The sequence below is a fragment of the Paenarthrobacter sp. NPDC092416 genome, assembly GCF_044755025.1.
Taxonomy (GTDB): Bacteria; Actinomycetota; Actinomycetes; order Actinomycetales; family Micrococcaceae; genus Arthrobacter.
The window spans coordinates 67,622-84,085 of record NZ_JBIVQG010000012.1 but is presented as its reverse complement, the minus strand read 5'-3'; the positions used below and the strand labels follow the sequence as shown (position 1 = coordinate 84,085).

The 16,464-nt window shown below is 64.5% G+C and carries 15 protein-coding genes and 1 riboswitch; of the genes, 6 read left to right on the top strand and 9 right to left on the bottom strand.

What is annotated here, in order from left to right; translation table 11 throughout:
* Positions 1-44: 44 nt before the first annotated feature.
* The 3 genes from ACIQC5_RS19235 to ACIQC5_RS19225 all read left to right on the top strand — a co-directional run bounded on the left by ACIQC5_RS19235 (position 45) and on the right by ACIQC5_RS19225 (position 3,847).
* On the top strand, positions 45-791 hold the full coding sequence (locus ACIQC5_RS19235) for a siderophore-interacting protein (RefSeq protein WP_400286033.1): 747 nt from the start codon (positions 45-47) through the stop codon (positions 789-791).
* 101 nt (positions 792-892) lie between these two features.
* Complete coding sequence (locus tag ACIQC5_RS19230) at positions 893-2,416, top strand: UDP-N-acetylglucosamine 1-carboxyvinyltransferase (protein WP_400286030.1); 1,524 nt, start codon at positions 893-895, stop codon at positions 2,414-2,416.
* Between the two features lie 222 nt (positions 2,417-2,638).
* On the top strand, positions 2,639-3,847 hold the full coding sequence (locus tag ACIQC5_RS19225) for a glutamate--cysteine ligase (RefSeq protein ID WP_400286241.1): 1,209 nt from the start codon (positions 2,639-2,641) through the stop codon (positions 3,845-3,847).
* 55 nt (positions 3,848-3,902) lie between these two features.
* Here the strand turns inward: ACIQC5_RS19225 and ACIQC5_RS19220 are convergent, their stop codons facing one another.
* The 5 genes from ACIQC5_RS19220 to ACIQC5_RS19200 all read right to left on the bottom strand — a co-directional run bounded on the left by ACIQC5_RS19220 (position 3,903) and on the right by ACIQC5_RS19200 (position 8,469).
* Positions 3,903-4,580 (bottom strand): hypothetical protein, encoded by a 678-nt coding sequence (locus tag ACIQC5_RS19220; protein ID WP_400286027.1) that lies wholly within the window; start codon positions 4,578-4,580, stop codon positions 3,903-3,905.
* 110 nt (positions 4,581-4,690) lie between these two features.
* Entirely contained in the window at positions 4,691-5,899 is a 1,209-nt protein-coding gene (locus tag ACIQC5_RS19215) for an O-succinylhomoserine sulfhydrylase (protein WP_400286024.1), read from the bottom strand.
* Position 5,900: 1 nt separating this feature from the next.
* The gene (locus ACIQC5_RS19210; RefSeq protein ID WP_400286022.1) at positions 5,901-6,311 is read right to left on the bottom strand and encodes a rhodanese-like domain-containing protein; all 411 of its coding nucleotides are present in this window, start codon (positions 6,309-6,311) and stop codon (positions 5,901-5,903) included.
* On the bottom strand, positions 6,308-6,574 hold the full coding sequence (locus tag ACIQC5_RS19205; protein WP_400286019.1) for a DUF1737 domain-containing protein: 267 nt from the start codon (positions 6,572-6,574) through the stop codon (positions 6,308-6,310). Before ACIQC5_RS19205 ends, ACIQC5_RS19210 begins: the two co-directional genes overlap by 4 nt.
* A gap of 14 nt (positions 6,575-6,588) precedes the next feature.
* Positions 6,589-6,701: riboswitch (SAM riboswitch) on the bottom strand.
* Positions 6,702-6,777: 76 nt separating this feature from the next.
* Complete coding sequence (locus tag ACIQC5_RS19200; RefSeq protein WP_400286016.1) at positions 6,778-8,469, bottom strand: SulP family inorganic anion transporter; 1,692 nt, start codon at positions 8,467-8,469, stop codon at positions 6,778-6,780.
* A gap of 153 nt (positions 8,470-8,622) precedes the next feature.
* On the opposite strand from ACIQC5_RS19200, the gene ACIQC5_RS19195 reads away from it, so the two are divergent.
* From ACIQC5_RS19195 to ACIQC5_RS19185, 3 genes are read left to right on the top strand one after another with little or no spacing between them, the layout of a single operon-like run.
* Positions 8,623-9,951, top strand: coding sequence for an NtaA/DmoA family FMN-dependent monooxygenase (locus ACIQC5_RS19195; RefSeq protein ID WP_400286013.1), 1,329 nt, complete (start codon positions 8,623-8,625; stop codon positions 9,949-9,951).
* 1 nt (position 9,952) lies between these two features.
* Positions 9,953-11,581 (top strand): aromatic amino acid ammonia-lyase, encoded by a 1,629-nt coding sequence (locus tag ACIQC5_RS19190; protein ID WP_400286010.1) that lies wholly within the window; start codon positions 9,953-9,955, stop codon positions 11,579-11,581.
* Positions 11,575-12,627: a PLP-dependent cysteine synthase family protein gene (locus ACIQC5_RS19185; RefSeq protein WP_400286007.1), complete on the top strand. Its 1,053-nt coding sequence runs from the start codon at positions 11,575-11,577 to the stop codon at positions 12,625-12,627. The genes ACIQC5_RS19190 and ACIQC5_RS19185 overlap by 7 nt, the downstream gene beginning before the upstream one ends.
* Positions 12,628-12,818: 191 nt before the next feature.
* Here the strand turns inward: ACIQC5_RS19185 and ACIQC5_RS19180 are convergent, their stop codons facing one another.
* The 4 genes from ACIQC5_RS19180 to ACIQC5_RS19165 all read right to left on the bottom strand — a co-directional run bounded on the left by ACIQC5_RS19180 (position 12,819) and on the right by ACIQC5_RS19165 (position 16,448).
* Positions 12,819-13,655 (bottom strand): hypothetical protein, encoded by an 837-nt coding sequence (locus ACIQC5_RS19180; RefSeq protein WP_400286004.1) that lies wholly within the window; start codon positions 13,653-13,655, stop codon positions 12,819-12,821.
* Between the two features lie 93 nt (positions 13,656-13,748).
* Positions 13,749-14,306: a cupin domain-containing protein gene (locus ACIQC5_RS19175; protein ID WP_400286002.1), complete on the bottom strand. Its 558-nt coding sequence runs from the start codon at positions 14,304-14,306 to the stop codon at positions 13,749-13,751.
* The gene (locus ACIQC5_RS19170; protein ID WP_400285999.1) at positions 14,299-14,703 is read right to left on the bottom strand and encodes a PAS domain-containing protein; all 405 of its coding nucleotides are present in this window, start codon (positions 14,701-14,703) and stop codon (positions 14,299-14,301) included. Before ACIQC5_RS19170 ends, ACIQC5_RS19175 begins: the two co-directional genes overlap by 8 nt.
* The gene (locus ACIQC5_RS19165) at positions 14,700-16,448 is read right to left on the bottom strand and encodes a GMC oxidoreductase (protein ID WP_400285996.1); all 1,749 of its coding nucleotides are present in this window, start codon (positions 16,446-16,448) and stop codon (positions 14,700-14,702) included. Before ACIQC5_RS19165 ends, ACIQC5_RS19170 begins: the two co-directional genes overlap by 4 nt.
* Positions 16,449-16,464 lie beyond the last annotated feature (16 nt).

Here is a 16,464-nt window from a genome sequence, read left to right as displayed (position 1 = left end):
TGGTCCGGTTCTCAAAATTGAGGCTATTCGTGAAGGAGTGTTGCTTGAGGCGCAGGTGGGAAGGCGTAGTCCTCAAAGTCATGGGCGCCAAGGACTTCCGCCTGGAGCTCACCGGGCGCGAAGAGCTAACCCCGGACTTCCTTCGCATCCACGTGCGCGACGGCGGGCTGCTTCAAGCGTCAGGACTCCACCCCACCATGTGGATCCGGCTCTGGTTTGACGACGCCGGCAAGGGCCACCAGCGCGGTTACACCCTGGTTGATCCGGACGCAGCCGCTGGAACTTTCAGCATTGATTTCGCCATGCACGACGGCGTCGCAGCCAACTGGGCCCGCACTGCCCAGCCCGGCGACACCATTGAGGCCACTGTCCAGGGAAGCTCCTTTGCGTTCCCGGATCCAGCCCCGCGCCGCGTCTGGGTCGTGGGTGATCCTGCATCACTGCCTGCCATCAACTCGCTCCTCGATGAGCTGCGCATCATGGACGCGGCGAGTGGTCGCCAGACGCCGGTGACGGCCTGGCTTGAATACCAGCACGACACCGACCCCTCATTGGAGGTGCGGACTGACGGGTCCGACGTCGTCAGTTGGATTCCGCGTAAACGCGACGGTGCCGCCTATGTGGAGGAAGTCTGCGAGGCTTTGAACCCGGAGGTGGTCTCCACGGCGGAGGACTTCTTTTGGGTTGCTTGCGAGGCGTCCAGCACGCGGGCAATCGTCAAGCACCTGCGTAAAGTACTGGGCGTGGACAAGTTGCGAATCGACGCGCTGGGGTACTGGCGGGCCTCTTAGCGCGAACGGCCTCTATCGCACGAGGTGGGTACCATGTGACCTTTGCCGCTGTATCGGCGTTTTGTGCATCGAATATAGATCACTTGTGATATTTCTTGGATATGACGCAACCTACCGCCGAACATGTAGGCCTCCTCCTTCGCGATGCCCGTGGCGAAAAGGGCTGGACCCAGGGGCAGTTGGCTACCGAGCTGGGAACCAGCCAAAGCGCTATAGCCCGGATGGAGCAAGGTAAACAGAACCTCAGCCTCCGGATGATCGAACGCCTTGAAGCGATTTTTGGGCGCTCCATCGTCAAGGTCGGCCGGCCCCAGATGACCCATCTCCGCGTGGAGGGCGGACGAACGCTCTCCGGCGAAGTGGACGTCAACAGCAGCAAGAACGCCGGCGTTGCCCTGTTGTGTGCGAGCCTGATCAACCGTGGCACCACCACGCTGCGCCGGTTGGCACGCATAGAAGAAGTCAACCGGATTGTGGAGGTCCTGACCTCCATTGGCGTCGAATGCACGTGGCTCAATGGCAGCGACCTTCGCATCCGTCGGCCTGAGGTCCTGGATCTCGCATCCATGGACGTGGATGCTGCCCGCCGTACGCGCAGCGTCATCATGCTGCTGGGCCCCCTCCTGGATGAGACCGCCGAATACCATCTGCCGTATGCCGGCGGATGCGACCTTGGCACTCGAACCGTTGAGCCGCACATGCAGGCATTGCGCCAGTTTGGGCTCACTGTTGAGGCCAAGTCCGGTTTCTACGCCGTGGCGGCTCCTCCGGCTGACGGCCATGACCGCTCGTTCGTTTTGACCGAACGCGGAGACACCGTCACCGAAAATGCGATCATGGCTGCCGCGCACCGCCAGGGCACCACGGTGATCCGGAACGCGAGCCCCAACTACATGGTCCAGGACCTCTGCTTCTACCTGCACGGACTTGGCGTGGAGATCAAGGGAGTCGGAACCACGACGCTGAAGATCACTGGCCGGCCCGCGATCGACGTCGACATCGAATACTTCCCGTCCGAGGACCCCATCGAGGCCATGAGCCTCATCACCGCGGGCATCGTGACGAATTCCGAGGTCACCATTCGGCGCGTGCCGATCGAGTTCATGGAAATCGAGCTCGCAACTCTTGAGCAGATGGGCCAAAAGCTCGAAGTGTCCGGCGAATACATGGCACGGAACGGCCGAACCCGGCTGGTGGACGTCACCACCAAGCCGTCCGAGCTCCGTGCGCCGCAGGACAAGATTCACCCCATGCCGTTCCCGGGCCTGAACATCGATAACCTGCCCTTCTTTGCCGTGATCGCGGGCAACGCCGAGGGCCAGACCATGATCCACGACTGGGTCTACGAGAACCGCGCCATCTACCTGACGGAACTGAACAAACTTGGCGCCCAGGTGCAGTTGCTGGATCCGCACCGGATCTACGTCAACGGACCCACCAAGTGGCGTGCCGCGGAAATAGGCTGCCCGCCCGCCCTCCGCCCGGCGGCGTGCTTGCTCCTGGCGATGCTTGCCGCCCGCGGAACCTCCGAGCTGCGCAACATCTACGTGATCGAACGCGGCTACGAGGACCTCGCCGAGCGACTCAACACCATCGGGGCCAAGGTGGAGTACTTCCAGGACTGACCCTTTCGTTCGGCGCACGTGTTGGTTGGCGCGGTCGGCGCACCCTTTCGCGCCATCCGCGCCGGTTCGTTCGGTCGGCGCACCCTTTCGCGCCATCCGCGCCGGTTGGGACTGGTGCGGATGGCGGCACGTGGTGCGGCCCCAGGCAGCACGTTCGGGCTCCGGGCCCGCACCTCGGGCCAAGCCCTGTCCACCCCTGCATCTGTGACGCAGAATGGAACCATGCGGACCTTCGGGGTTGAGGAAGAGCTACTCATCGTCGATCCTGTGACGGGCGAGCCCTTGGCTATGGCGGATGCCCTCCTCGCCCGGAATGAAGAGCCGTCAAGGGACCCAGCGTTGGAAACGGGCCTCAGCCATGAGCTCAAGCTGGAGCAAATCGAAACCCAGACCCGCCCTTGCCACAGCTACGCGGAGTTGCTCCACCAGATCCGACGCGGCCGGGCCATGGCCAACGAGGCGGCCCGGAAGCAAGGTGCCAGCGTAGCCGCCATCGCGACCTCCCCGATGGCCTCCACGAGCCACACCACCCCTGACCCGCGCTATGCGGAGATGCTGGAACGCTTCGGGCTGACCGCCCACGAGCAACTGACGTGCGGGTTCCACGTGCACACCTCAGTGGAGTCGCCGGAGGAAGGCGTGGTGGTCCTCGACCATATGCGGGACAAACTCGCGGTGCTCACGGCCATCAGCGCCAATTCCCCGTTCTGGCGCGGTCTCCCCACGGGTTTCGACAGCTACCGCACGCAAGCTTGGAACCGCTGGCCCACCTCTGGTCCTTCGGCCGTGTTTGGCTCGTTAACTGCCTACCGCCGCATTGTCAGGCGGCTCCTGGAGACGGGCGTGCTCCTGGATGAAGGCATGATCTACTTCGACGCCCGGATCTCACGCAATCACCCCACGGTGGAGGTCCGGGTTGCCGATGTCTGCCTCCGTGCCGAGGACGCCGCGCTCATTGCGGTGCTGGTGCGCGCCTTGGTGGAGACGGCTTCCTTGGAAATGCTCGACGGCGTGGAACCCTCCACAGTGCCGACGGCGCTGCTAAGGATGGCGAGTTGGCAGGCGAGCAATTCAGGGTTGCGCGGTGACCTCTTGGACTTCGGCGACTTCCGCCCTCAACCCGCGGCCGACGTCGTCTGGGCCTTGGTGGATTACCTCAGCCCGGTGCTGGACGACCAGGGTGAACTCGATCTGGTGAAAGCGGGTGTCTCGGACATCCTCGAGCGCGGCAACGGAGCACACGAGCAACGTGAGGCCGCGTCACGTTTTGCCAGTCGGCAACGGGGCGGCGGGGGCCAACCCGGGCGGCCACCGAGCCGTGAAGCCTTGGCGGCCGTTGTTGGGCACGCAGCAAAAGTGACCATGCGCGGCGCCTCCGCGGACGCACACAAAGACCCCGCGCCGATGCTGACCAGGGTCCGCAGGCCGTAAAGGCCCGAGCCAGCCAGGGCACAGCGGATCGCAACGCGGCGGACGAGAGCCAGGCCTACTGCTCCCCGAGCGTTCCTTCCTCGTCCCGTACAACGTCGGCGTCCCGTACAACGTCGGCGTCCCGTACAACGTCGGCGTCCCGTACAACGTCGGCCGGAGGCTCCCACCCCATCAAGTAGGCGCCCACAGTCGCTTCGACGAGATAGAACGCGAACGGCGGAATGTCCTTCTTGACCATCAGGATGGTGCCATAGAGGGTCGCCGCACCAGCAGCCGTGATGCCGACCCACCGCTTGGCGGGAGAGGTCAGCAGACTCCCTCCGAGGGCAGCCAAGGCCGCAACGTGGAGTGCCGAATAAGCCATGAACGGAAAGGACGAGCCTCGGAAGTAGGCGAAGCGTTCAAGGTCCGACGCCCGGCGCGACAGGCTGTAGACGAAGAGCGGGGCGCCGCCGAGCAAAGCTGCGGCCGCGGCTCCGGCCCAGGTCTTGGATATTCCGGGATGCTGGGCTCGTGCGAAAGCGGCGAAGCCCATGGGAACAGCGGCGGTACCGGCCGCGGCGAGATGATGGCCGACGATCCAGCCGCGCTCGCCGTCCACGAGCATGCGGAGCCGCTCGGCAGGATCGGCGGTGATGTACACGCGCGACACCGGGGAGATCCCCGTGAGCCACACGATGGACCCGGCTACGATGACCGCGCCGGCGCGACGGTAAGGACGTTTTCCGTTCATGGCATACCGCTTCGACTGGAAGTACGAGACGAGGGCTCGATATGTTGCCGAAAATACGCCGGGAGGGGCGCAGAGTCAATGACTCCACGCCCCTCCCGAACAACCAAAAACTAGACCTGCTTGAGGGCCTTCTCCAGATCCAGGATGAGGTCGTCCACGTCTTCCAGGCCAACGGACAATCGGACCACGCCGTCGCTCAACCCAATCGCCGCACGGCCCTCCGGACCCATGGCCCGGTGAGTGGTGGTGGCCGGGTGGGTGATGAGGGACTTGGAGTCGCCAAGGTTGTTGGAGATGTCGATGACGCTGAGCCCATCGAGCAGCGCGAACGCCGATTCCTTGGCAGAACGTCCCGCGGAGGGGAGCAGCTCGAACGTCAACACGGTGCCGCCGGCCTTCATCTGCTTCGCGGCGAGCTCGTACTGCGGGTGCGACTTCAACAGCGGGTACTTCACCCAGCTGATGGCGGGCTGCTGCTCAAGCCATTCCGCGATCTTCAAGGCCGACGCCGAGCTGTGGTTCACGCGCAGCCCGATCGTCTCAAGCCCCTTGGTCAGTACCCAGGCGTTGAACGCGGACAGCGACGGGCCGGTGTGACGCATGAGCTGCTTGACCGGGCCGTCGATGAATTCCTTGGTGCCCAGGATGGCGCCGCCGAGGACGCGTCCTTGGCCGTCGATGTGCTTGGTGCCGGAGTAGACAATCACGTCCGCGCCCAACTCGCCGCAGCGCTGCAGCAGGGGAGTGGCAAAGACATTGTCGACGACGACGGTGGCACCGGCCGCGTGCGCCAGCTCGCTGACCGCGGCGATATCCACGATTTCCTGCATGGGGTTCGATGGTGACTCGAAGAACACAGCGGTAGTCGGCTCCGAGAGCGCGGAACGCCACTGCTCAAGGTCGGGACCATCGACGAATACTGTTTCCACGCCCCAGCGCGGCAGGATCTCGTTGAGGATCACGAAGCACGAGCCGAACAGGGAACGGGCAGCAACCACACGGTCGCCGGCAGCCAGCAAAGCACCCAAGGCGGTGAAGACCGCGGACATGCCTGACGCCGTCGCAAAGCACGCCTCGGTTCCTTCGAGCAGCCGCAGCCGCTCCTGGAACGTCGCCACCGATGGGTTGCCGTAGCGGGAGTACACGAAGCGTTCGTCCTCGCCGGTGAAGGCGCGTTCCGCGGCAGCGGCGGATTCGTAGACGAAGCCCGAGTTCAGGAAGACAGGCTCAGAAGTTTCCTGGAAGTTGGTTCGGTCAAGGCCGCCGCGGACTGCCTGAGTATCGGGGCTCCAGCTGGCGGCATCGGGATTGAAAGTCACTTTAGTCGGTCCCCAGGTTCGTCGGCAGGCCACGGTTCTTCCAGCCATTCACTGTTCGTTCGCCGTAACGGTCCGGCTCGCCTTCGAAGCCCTCAAGCACGTTGTAGGCAGTGAAACCGGCCTGCGTCGCGGCGATGGCAGCGGAGATGGAACGCTGTCCTGAGCGGCAGATGAAGACGAGTTCCACGCCGTCGCCCTCGGGTGCCTGCTGCTGCAGGTCCTCGAGGAAGCGCGAGTTGGGGATGCCACCGGCAAGGTTCCACTGGATGAACAGGGGATCGTTCTCAGTGGCCTTGGTGTCCGGAATGCCGATGTGGGCCCATTCGCCCTCGGTCCGCACGTCCACCAAAATGGCACCTTGTTCAAGCTTTGCCCACGCATCCTGCGGGCTCAGGTCACCTGCGTAGCTCATGCGTGTCCCTCGAATGCTTCTTCGTCGTTGTAGTTCTCGAGCTTGTCAACAGCTGAGGCGACGGCGGCATCGGCACTGGCGATCGCGGTGGGCAGCACGATTGCCTGCGCCACGATCACGTCGGTGCCGTTGAAAGTGGCGGCCGGGCTGCCATGCAGCACGTAGCCCTCCGCGAGGGCATTGTGGATGCGCTCGCAGAAATCACGGGTATCGGGACCTGTAATCAGGCGGTAGGAGAGTTTTTCTTCAGTGGGTTCAGACATTGCTGGGTGCTCCTCAGTCACGCTTGCAGATTCGAAGTGTCGATACGCCGAGTAGTCACCTGAGGCACCCCGCCGGAGAGAGGGTTGCCGACCAGCAAGTCAGGGCTTAACGCTGGTGCTCATTACTCAAGAAAAACGTAACATCCACGACGGCGGGCTGCACCGCCGTCGTCGTCATGTTGCGTAACCGGCGCGCGCTTGAGTCAGCCGCGCCTCAGTGCGCGGACTGCAGCGCCGGTGGTGGGGAAGAAGTGGTCCGGCGTGAAACGGGCCGCGGCGCCTAGCTGGATCAGTTTGTCTTTGACGGGCCCTTTGAGCTCTGCGAACACCAAATCCACCCCTTTCCTGGCGAGCCACTCGTCCAGGGTGACCAGATCCTCGAGCGCGGTGGTGTCGATCCCGGTGATCGGCTCGGCAGCGAGGATGACGTGGGTGATGTCGTCTGGAGCCTCGTCCACTTCTTCCCGGACAAACGACGCTAAGACCTGTCCGTTGCCGAAGAACAGCGGGGCATCGAAGCGCAGGATGAGCAGCCCGGGGACCCGTTCGCCGTCCGGGTGCCTGGCGAGGTCGTGATAGCCGGGCAGGCCCTCTTCGGAGCCGAGTTCGGCGCGGTACGGATCCCACGCCCTGCGCACAAAATCCAGGAGGGCCAAAGCCATGGCCACCACAATCCCTTGGAGGACGCCCACCAGCAGAACGCCGAGGAACGCTGCCACCATCACTACGGATTCGCTGCGGCTCATACGCAGCAGCCGCCAGACGCCGCCTGGATCCGCCAACGCAATGGCCGCGGCAATGACCACGGCGGCCAACGTGGCGGAGGGCAGGTACTCGGTAACACCGGGGGCCAGGAGCATGAACGCCAGAACGAGGGTTGCGCCCACCACACCCGTCATTTGGGATTTGGCGCCTGCGTCCACGGCCACGGGAGTCCGGGAGGCGCTCCCTGAAATGGGGAATCCGCCCAGCAGCCCGGTGGCAGCGTTGGCTGCCCCCAGAGCTGCCATTTCCCTGTTCCCGGAGACCCGGTTTCCTTCCTTGGCTGCCAGGGTTTGCGACAGGACGCCGGTGTCCGCGAAAGCCATCAGGGCGATGCCTGCGGCGGCTGGGAGCAAGGTGAGTGCGTCGGCCCAGCCAATTCCGCCCAGGGCCGGCATCGGCAGGCCTTGCGGCAAAACGCCGGTGACTTTGACGCCGTCGTTCAGGCCCCAAACCGCCGTCGCGATGCACGAGCCAACCACCGCCAGCAGGACGCCGGGAACCTTCCATTTCAGGAGCCGGGGGATCCAGATGAGTGCCAGCGACCCCACGCCGAGCAGCAAGGCCGTGAGGTTGATAGCGCCGTTCAGCACCCCTGCGGTGACCGTCGCGAGCTTTTCCCGGATGTCGCCGTCGGCCTCGATCCCCAGAAAGGCAGGTAATTGGGAAAGCGCCACGAGCAGCGCGATTCCGTTCAAGTAGCCGAGCCTGATGGGTTTGGATAGGAGACCTGTGATGGTGCCGAGCCGCAGCGCTGAACCCGCCATCATGATCACCCCGATCAGCACGGCAAGCAGCCCGGCCAGCGCCACGGACTTTTCGTTGCTCCCGGCAGCCAGCGGCACGATCGCCGCGGCGATCATTGGGGCCAGCGCGGAGTCGGGTCCCAGGACCAGGATTCGGGAGGGCCCGACGACGGCGTAAACCAGCAACGGGACCACGGTTGCGTAGAGACCGGTGACGGGAGGGAGCCCGGCTGCCTGCGCGTAGGCCATGCCCGCGGGCACGAGCAGTGCGAACAATGCCGCGCCCGCCACGATGTCGTGCCGCAACCATTCGCGCTTATAGCCTTTGAGCGCCCAGACGCTGGACAGCCACTCCTTGGCGGAAGGGCGTGTGGTTGGTGCACTCATAGAGCGATCATTCCCGACCCCGGCTGTTTGTGGAACATGCCGATCGCCGTATGTGGAAATCCGGGGCGGTCCGAGGCGCCTCCAAATGTGACGCTACGGGAGCATAATTGACGCAGTACGACCCCCTGTAACTTCGCATGAAATCAGGTCGCGGTGAACGGACGGAGCAGTTCTACACTCAAGCCCATGCTGCATTTTGGTTGGTTTGTGGGCCACGGATTCGGAGTCCAGGGTTGGGGGACTCCCGGCTACAGCCTGGGCTACGACTGGAAGAAACCCGCCCTGTATCAGGAGGCCGTCCGGGCGTTTGAGCAATCCGGCCTGGACCTGTTCATCATCGAGGATTCCCTCACGGTTCCCGATACCTACGGCGGCACCGCCGAGGTCTCGCTGGCCCACGCTTCCTTTGCGCCCAAGCACGATCCTCTCGCGTTGGTCCCGTACCTTCTTTCCGCGACCGAGCACCTCGGGATCGTGCCCACGGTCAGCGCTTCCTTCTATCCGCCCTTCACCGCTGCCAGGCTCCTCGCCACGCTGCAGCACTTCTCTGAGGGGCAGTTGGGGTGGAACGTGGTCACCTCGGGCAGCGACCTCGCGGCCCAGAACTACGGGCTGGACCAGCAGATCGAGCACGACTTGAGGTACGGGAAAGCGGAGGAATTCGTCGACGTCGTCAGGCAGCTTTGGCGGAGCTGGGAACCTGGTGCGGTCCTTGAGGACGTGGACGCCGGGGTGTACGCCGACCACACCAAGGTTCACCCGATCAACCACCAAGGCGATTTCTTCAAGGTCCGAGGCCCGCTGAACACGGCGCCCCTGCCGGAGGAGCCGGTGCTTGTGCAGGCCGGCGCGTCGCCTCGGGGCAAGGCGTTCGCGGGCGGGCATGCGGATGTGGCGATTGCCTTGGCCCGTGGCGTTGACGGCATGAAGTCCTACAGGGATTCGATCCGTGCTGAGGCGGCCAAGGCGGGCAGGAATCCGGACGACGTCAAGGTGCTTTTCGTTCTGAAGCCCACGGTGGTTGGTTCTACCGCTGAAGCGGAGGAATTGCGGGCCCAGCGCCGGCAGCTCACCCAGCGGGACATCGACAGCCAGCTTAACTCGATCTCTTATCTCTCGGTCATCGACTTCAAGCAGTTCGACCTCGACGCCCCGCTGCCCGAGCTGAGCACCAACAGCAACCAGGGCACGTTGGACCACTTTGCCAAGGCGGCGCCTCCCGGTTCCACCCTGCGCCAGATCCTGCAGGCCCGCAGTGGCGGTGCCGGGGACTCGATCATCGGCACGGTGGGCGAAATTGCGGACTACCTCGAGGAGACCGGCTCGGCTGTCGGTGGCGACGGTTTCCTGTTCTCCGGCTTCGTGGACCCCGTGACCGTCCACGGCGTGCTGGACAAGCTCACGCCCGAGCTCAGGCGCCGCGGCCTGTTGAGGAAGAGCTACGGCAGTGGCGGCTTCCGGCAGAACCTCTTGGACTTCTGACATGTCCTCCACGCCCAAGACCCTGGTGATCGGTACCTTGGCGGTGCACGCCCCAGCCATTGCCGCAGCCGCGTTGGATCCGACGTTTCACGTGAAACTCAACCAAGATGCGTTGTCTTTGATCGGTCATTCGCGGGAGGTGGTGGAACGGGCTGCTTCCTCGGGTCAGCGGGTTTACGGGCTCAATACCTTGCTCGGCTCCGGGCGGGACACCGCTGTGGAGGAGAAGTCGATCCTGGCGTACCAAATCCAGGTGGTCAGGTATCACAACAGCGGCGTCGGCCCGTATCTGGACCGTTCCGCTGCACGAGCCGTGATTTTGGCCAGGCTCATCGGCTTCAGTCGTGGCGGCTCCGGCGTACGACCCGAAACCGCCAGCTTCTATGCCGAGCTGCTCAACCGCGGAGTGTTCCCCGCCATCCCGCGCGAAGGCTCGGTGGGCTCCTCGGACTTGACCCAGCTGGCCGCCGTCGCCGCCGTCGCACTCGGGGAGGGGGAGGCGTTCGATGCTGATGGCACGCTGGTGCCAGGGGCCAAGGCGCTCGCCGACGCCGGACTACAGCCATTGCGCCTGGCGCCCGGGGAGGCACTCGCGCTGGTCAGTGCCAACGCGTATTCGGTGGGCGCCGGCACCCTCGCTCTGGTGCGGCTGCAGCAGCTTGCGGAACTGGCCGACGTCGCGCTTTCACTATCGCTGGAGACGATCGCAAGGTACGACGACGGTGGGAACCTCAGCCCGTTTTCGCCGGCAATCCAGGCGGCCAAGGCCGTGGACGGGCAACGCGAATCGGCCGCTGCAGTGCGCCGTCTCCTCAGCGGCGGGTGGCTGGAAGACATCCGTCCCGAAGTTTCGGTTCAGGATGCCCTCTCCTTCCGTGCGGCGCCGCAGACCCACGGAGCTTTTCGCGCCTTGGTTTCACAACTCGGCGCCGCGTTGAACGTGGAATTGAACGGACGCGGGGATAACCCGTTGGCGGATGTCGAGTCCGGGCTGATGGTGTCCGGTGGGAACTTCCAACCCATGCAGCTCGCGTTGTCCTTTGAAGGCCTGCGGTTGGCCCTCGCGCATGTGGGGATTTCCAGCGAACGACGCATCGCCAAGCTGTATCCGCCCCAGCGGGCCATCCGGGCGAAGCACTTGCAGGCTGCGACGTCGGAGTCAGGCCTTGCCCAGGAGGAACTGCCCGGGCTGTTGTGGTACTCCGCCGCCGGATTGCTGGCCGAACTGAAGTTCCTGGCGGCACCGGCGACCCTTGGCGCCCCAACCCTCTCGGCCGACGTCGAGGACCATTCCACCCTTGCGCCGCTTGCCTTGCAGCAACTGGAGAAGTCCTTGGACGCGGCCGAAAAGCTTTTGACGATCGAAGCGCTGACGGCGTCTTACCTGCTGCTTGAAGCGGGAGCCGCGCGGCCGCTCGGAAAGGGGACCGGCGCCGTCGTGGGTCGACTTGCTGATGTGCTGACGGACCGGCCATCGGCACCTGACTTGGTAGAGCGGGCGCGGCGTGAGCTGCGGGAGGCGTTGGTTGTGGACTCTTTGGTTGTGGCTGCTCCGGCCGACCGTTTTGCCGCGAACCGAGGGGCCGCCGCCCGTGAAGTGGCACAAGCCGAAGGAGGCGGGACATGGTGAAAACAGCAACCCGAAAGCACGGCGTCCACGCGGCGGCGGTGCCGGACGGGCTCGATGTCTCTGTCCTGGACAGAGTGGGCAACACGCCACTGGTGAAGCTGGAGGCCATGGGCCGCGGCCTGGGCAGCAGCATCCACATCAAACTCGAGTCGGAAAACCCCGGCGGATCCATCAAGGACCGTACTGCGCTGAGCATGGTTCGCGCGGCGGAAAGGTCGGGGGAGCTGCGGCCGGGAGCGACGATTGTGGAGAGCACGTCGGGCAATACGGGGATCGGCCTGGCGCTGATTGGGCGCCTGACCGGGCATCCGGTGGTGGTGGTCACCGGTGACACCATCTCGCACGAGAAGCTCGCCGCGCTGCATAATTACGGCGCCCGCGTGATCCTCACGGACTGGAGCGCGCCCTCCGAATCGCCGGAGAACGCCCGTGCCGTGGCGGCGCGGATCACCGCCGAAACCCCCGGCGCGTGGAGGCCCATGCAGTTCGACAACCCGGCCAATCCTGCAGCACATTACCAAACCACGGGACCCGAGATTTGGAAGCAGACCCAGGGTTTGGTGACCCATTTCGTGGCCGGCATCGGCACCGGCGGGACCATCAGCGGCAACGGCCGGTACCTGAGGGAACAGGTTGCAGCGTCACGGCCGGGCGGGCATCTGGAAGTGGTTGGGGCTGACCCTTACGGTTCCGTGTACAGCGGCGGACACCCTGGGGAGATCCTGGTGGACGGCGTCGGCAATTCCTGGCCCGAGCCCGAGTGGCCCAAGGCATTTGACCGCTCCATCGTGGACCGTTTCGTGCGCATCCCCAATGATGAGGTCTACTCCACCGTCCACCGGCTGCTCGATGAAGAAGGGCTGGCGTTGGGTCCGTCGTCCGGGCTCGCCGTCGCCGCCGCGTTGCGGGTGGCCCGCGCCGCGCCTCACGGTTCGGTAGTGGTGGCCATAGCGCCCGACGCCGGCACGAACTACCTGAGCAAGGCCTTCAACCCGGTGTGGCTGGCGGAGAACGGCATCCGCCTCGCCGCCGATGCCGCCGACTAGGATCCGTCTCTCACGTCCCGTCGGGTTTGGGTGGACCGTCTCTCACGTCCGGTCGGGTTTGGGTGGACCGTCTCTCACGTCCGGTCGGGTTTGGGTGGACCGTCTCTCACGTCCCGTCGGGTTTGGGTGGACCGTCTCTCACGTCCCGTCGGGCCGTCCCGCCGTTCAGCCGTTCAGCCGTCCAGTAAGTATCAACTCTCCAGCGGCGCCGGCGGCGTGAGCCCGAGAAACGGCCGAAGCCGGGATTCGAACGCAGCGCGGTCTTCTTCCGCCAGAAGTCCGTTTGCCCCGTAGCTGAGGGCCACCGTGTTCAGCTGCCATCCGCTTCCTGCCGGTGGGCGGAGCCGCTCTTCAAGTCTGCCGTCTGTGTCCTTCGAAAGATCCTGGAACCTGAAGGAGAGCCACTGGCCAGCGGGCCCGGGGACCATGCCGGAAACGATCACCTGTTGATCCGGGGTTCGTCCGCCGAGATCCCGGACGCGATCCTCATCGGACCAGGCGGCGAGGTCGTCGAAGGCAGGCTCTCCGAATCCATACTTGTCCGCGACGTCGCCGATGATGTCGACGGCCCGCTGCTTTCCAGCCCATGTCTCCGGCACTGACGTGCTCTGCGACTCGGTGCCGTTCACAACCGATAACAGCGACGTACCTCCGAAACCGTTGGAAACGTGCCTGACAAGCGGGCCGCCGGTGCCGGAAGGGTCATAGTCGGTCGCCCACTCAAGCTGAAGCTCTGCAGAGAGGGCAGATCTGATCTCAGCGATCATTTTCCGGCCGGTCTCCAACGCCTGTTCGGGCGAGGGTCCATCAAGCGTTTCCTGCGGGTCAATCCCAGCGACACCCGGGTAGTCACGCCAAAATATTGTCCGCTCGGTTCCATCGGCGTTGTGGGCCACAGTTGTCGGCCCCACAGCACTGCCGATCATATGTTTGACCACCAGCGCAATGGGATAGGCAGCTACTGCCGCGGCTATCAGAAGTGCGATGATCAGCCACCATCGTCGCCGACTACGCACGGTCCCAGTCATTGGCCAGCACCCCCATACTGTTCATGCAATGAGGCTACAGGCCGCCACAGCGGAGTGCGCCCGTCCCCCAACGGGCGCACTCCGAGTAGCGCTTTACCCGACCGCGAGTCGGCGGATCAACTCCGCCTGGTCAGGGAACTGCGCCACGAGCGCCTCCACATCTTCACCCGTGGGCTTTGCAGAATCCGTTGGCTCGTAGCCGGGAGAGAGGCTGCAGCTGACCAAGGCGAACCCCGGCCCAGCCAGCTCGGCACCGAACCACGTGGAATGCGGCGCCGCTCCATGCAGGATTTCACCGGCGTCCGGATCCGGCCCGAAGACCGTTTCCGAGTACCCACCTGTCTGCGAAAAGACGTGCAGCTGGATGGGCGTTCCCACGTGGAAGAACCACAGCTCGTCCTGCTTCAGCGTGTGCAATTGCAGCACTTCGCCCGCCTGCAGCAGGTACCAGTTGGAGCTGTACAGCGGATGGTCACAGCCGAAACGCGGAGGCAATGCCGAACCCGCGATGAGCTCGTCGCTCACCATCGCGGGCGCGAACCAGCCACCAACGCCCGACGGCGTCAAGTCCAGCCGCTCGATCCATTCCTTCGCGCTTTGCCCGCCTGAGCGGAGATCCTGGCCGCGGCCCGCGATGTCGACGTCAGTCATTGGGAGGATCCGCGAGCGAGAAGCAGACAGTGATCCCGATGATTGCGCCCGTGTCCAGCGACCGCAGCAGCCCCTTCTGGGTCACGATGTCAACGTTCACAGTCCCGCCATCCTTCAGCGGAACTTCAATGACTTCGTGGAAGTTGAGCAACGGCTTGCCGCTGGCCATCACCTCCTTGTCGTGGGCAACGTGGGCTGCCCTGGAGTCCTGATGACCGATCAGTTCGGCCTTGGTCATTCCTACGAGGTCGGCGAAGTTCTGGTTGACCCACAGGAATACGGAGTTTGCGTCCTTGACCACCCAATAGACGCCGTCCTGCCTGGCCAGGACGTCGGCGACTGTCATCGGCGGCAAGGTGGGCAGGACCGCCGGATCCAGAGCCGGAACCGCGGTCACAGCGCATCTCCCGTGCCGCCGTCGGCCTCCAGACGTTCGGCAAGATCCTGCGTCAACGCGACCATGGTCATGGTCGGGTTCCAGGATCCGCCCGTCGGCCACAGGGAACCGCCTGCGACAAAGACATTGTCGACGCCGTTGAGGCGGTAGTCGGTGCCGACGGTGGAGTTCTCCTCGTCGCCGATTGGAAGGCTGGAGCTCTCGTGCACCAACCCCGGGACGCGGCGTTCGGGAATACTGGGGCGGTCCAGGCCCCACGTTCCCGTATCAGGATCCCCGTGCCAGTACTCCACATGGTCGGCTCCGTCAGGCGAGAGCACGCGCTCCAACATCTGGAAGGTGCCCTCATCCATGGTGTCCCAGGTGGCGTCGTCGGTGGAGTTGGCCAGCACCTGAAGCGTCACGTTGCTGGTGGGGTCCGCTCCGCCGGTGTGGCGCAGGTGATTCTCCGGATTATCGATGTCCAGCTCGCCCAGAACCGCGCACACGAACACCAAGTAGTCCTCGGAGGACTGCAATTGTGCCAGAGACGCTGTTGCGACGACGTCCGGGGCGTACCGCTCGGACTTCTGCGCATTCTTGTCCGGACTCCGGTCCGAGAGCACGGAGAGCTGCACGTGGTACTGCATGCCGGCCGGACTCATGCCTGCCATGTAGATGGCCGCCAGTTCCAGTTCGCCCAGTGCCTCGCTGAAGTCGTAGTCCTTGCGGGGGACCCTGGCCACCACGGACGTGATGAAGTGGGCGCTGAACTGCTCGCCAACTCCGGGCACATCCGGGAAGGAATTCAGCACGAGCGTGGCAGGTGGCAGGGTGCCCATGGCCAGCACCAGATTGGCGCCGCCGATGTTCACCACGCCCCGGGAGGTATCGAGCGCAGTGGCCTGACCGTTCTGCTGGACGATGCTCTTCACGGTGCAGTCCGTGACGATGCGGAGCGGCGATCCCTTGCCCGCAGCTGCCAACCGTTGCTGCCTGTCCGAGAGTTCAAGCAGGACCGCTGGCGTGGAGAACTTGGCGAAGTCGATGCCCGAAGTGGCGCCCGAAGCCGCGGCCAGCGGCGCGGGCATGGAGCGGGTCGCGGAGTCGATCTTGTGCAAGCCAACGGCGAGCCGGTCCTGGAGCGCCTTCTGCATGATCCCGTAGACGGGCCGGGTGTTGTTGATGAGATCCACGACGTCGGCCGACGCGCCGGCGTCGATTTGGTCGGCGCTGACCACATTCAGCAAATCCTCGGCACTGCTGAAGTGGGCTTTTGCAGCATCCATGACCGCGCGTGGCCAGCCACGCATCTCGTCCTCCTCGGGGCGTGGACACCACGCGCTCCACATAATGGAGCGGCCTCCATAGAAGGGGACCATTCCGTGCTGCCACGAGATCTTGCCGGCAGGCTGGTTGGCGGTGGCTGCCGCCAAGGTCCACGGGAAAGTTTCGGAGAGCCCGCCCAGGGTCTCGCGATAGGGCAATGGCAGGTTCTGGAAGTGCTGTGGCAGGAAGAACGGGCCACGCTCAATGACGAGGATCCTGGCATGCGGATTTACGGTCAACGTCCTCTCGGCGAAGGCGTAACCACAGAACCCGCTGCCGATGACAATATGGTCGAATTGCTCCGTTTCGCGGACGTCTTTCCATTCTTCCTGATTGAGGAAAAACACGTGGTCCATGACCTTCTGCGGGGAAGGATCCTGGGGGCCGGGCGTGGGAAACCCGTGGTTGAAATTCTGGGACGAAGAAACTGCACTCACAATGATGCCCTCCATC

Coding starts and splice junctions, on each gene's coding strand:
- ACIQC5_RS19230 (WP_400286030.1), top strand. CDS start 893: ATGACGCAACCTACCGCCGAACATGTAGGCCTCCTCCTTCGCGATGCC.
- ACIQC5_RS19225 (WP_400286241.1), top strand. CDS start 2,639: ATGCGGACCTTCGGGGTTGAGGAAGAGCTACTCATCGTCGATCCTGTG.
- ACIQC5_RS19220 (WP_400286027.1), bottom strand. CDS start 4,580: ATGAACGGAAAACGTCCTTACCGTCGCGCCGGCGCGGTCATCGTAGCC.
- ACIQC5_RS19210 (WP_400286022.1), bottom strand. CDS start 6,311: ATGAGCTACGCAGGTGACCTGAGCCCGCAGGATGCGTGGGCAAAGCTT.
- ACIQC5_RS19205 (WP_400286019.1), bottom strand. CDS start 6,574: ATGTCTGAACCCACTGAAGAAAAACTCTCCTACCGCCTGATTACAGGT.
- ACIQC5_RS19200 (WP_400286016.1), bottom strand. CDS start 8,469: ATGAGTGCACCAACCACACGCCCTTCCGCCAAGGAGTGGCTGTCCAGC.
- ACIQC5_RS19190 (WP_400286010.1), top strand. CDS start 9,953: ATGTCCTCCACGCCCAAGACCCTGGTGATCGGTACCTTGGCGGTGCAC.
- ACIQC5_RS19185 (WP_400286007.1), top strand. CDS start 11,575: ATGGTGAAAACAGCAACCCGAAAGCACGGCGTCCACGCGGCGGCGGTG.
- ACIQC5_RS19180 (WP_400286004.1), bottom strand. CDS start 13,655: ATGACTGGGACCGTGCGTAGTCGGCGACGATGGTGGCTGATCATCGCA.
- ACIQC5_RS19175 (WP_400286002.1), bottom strand. CDS start 14,306: ATGACTGACGTCGACATCGCGGGCCGCGGCCAGGATCTCCGCTCAGGC.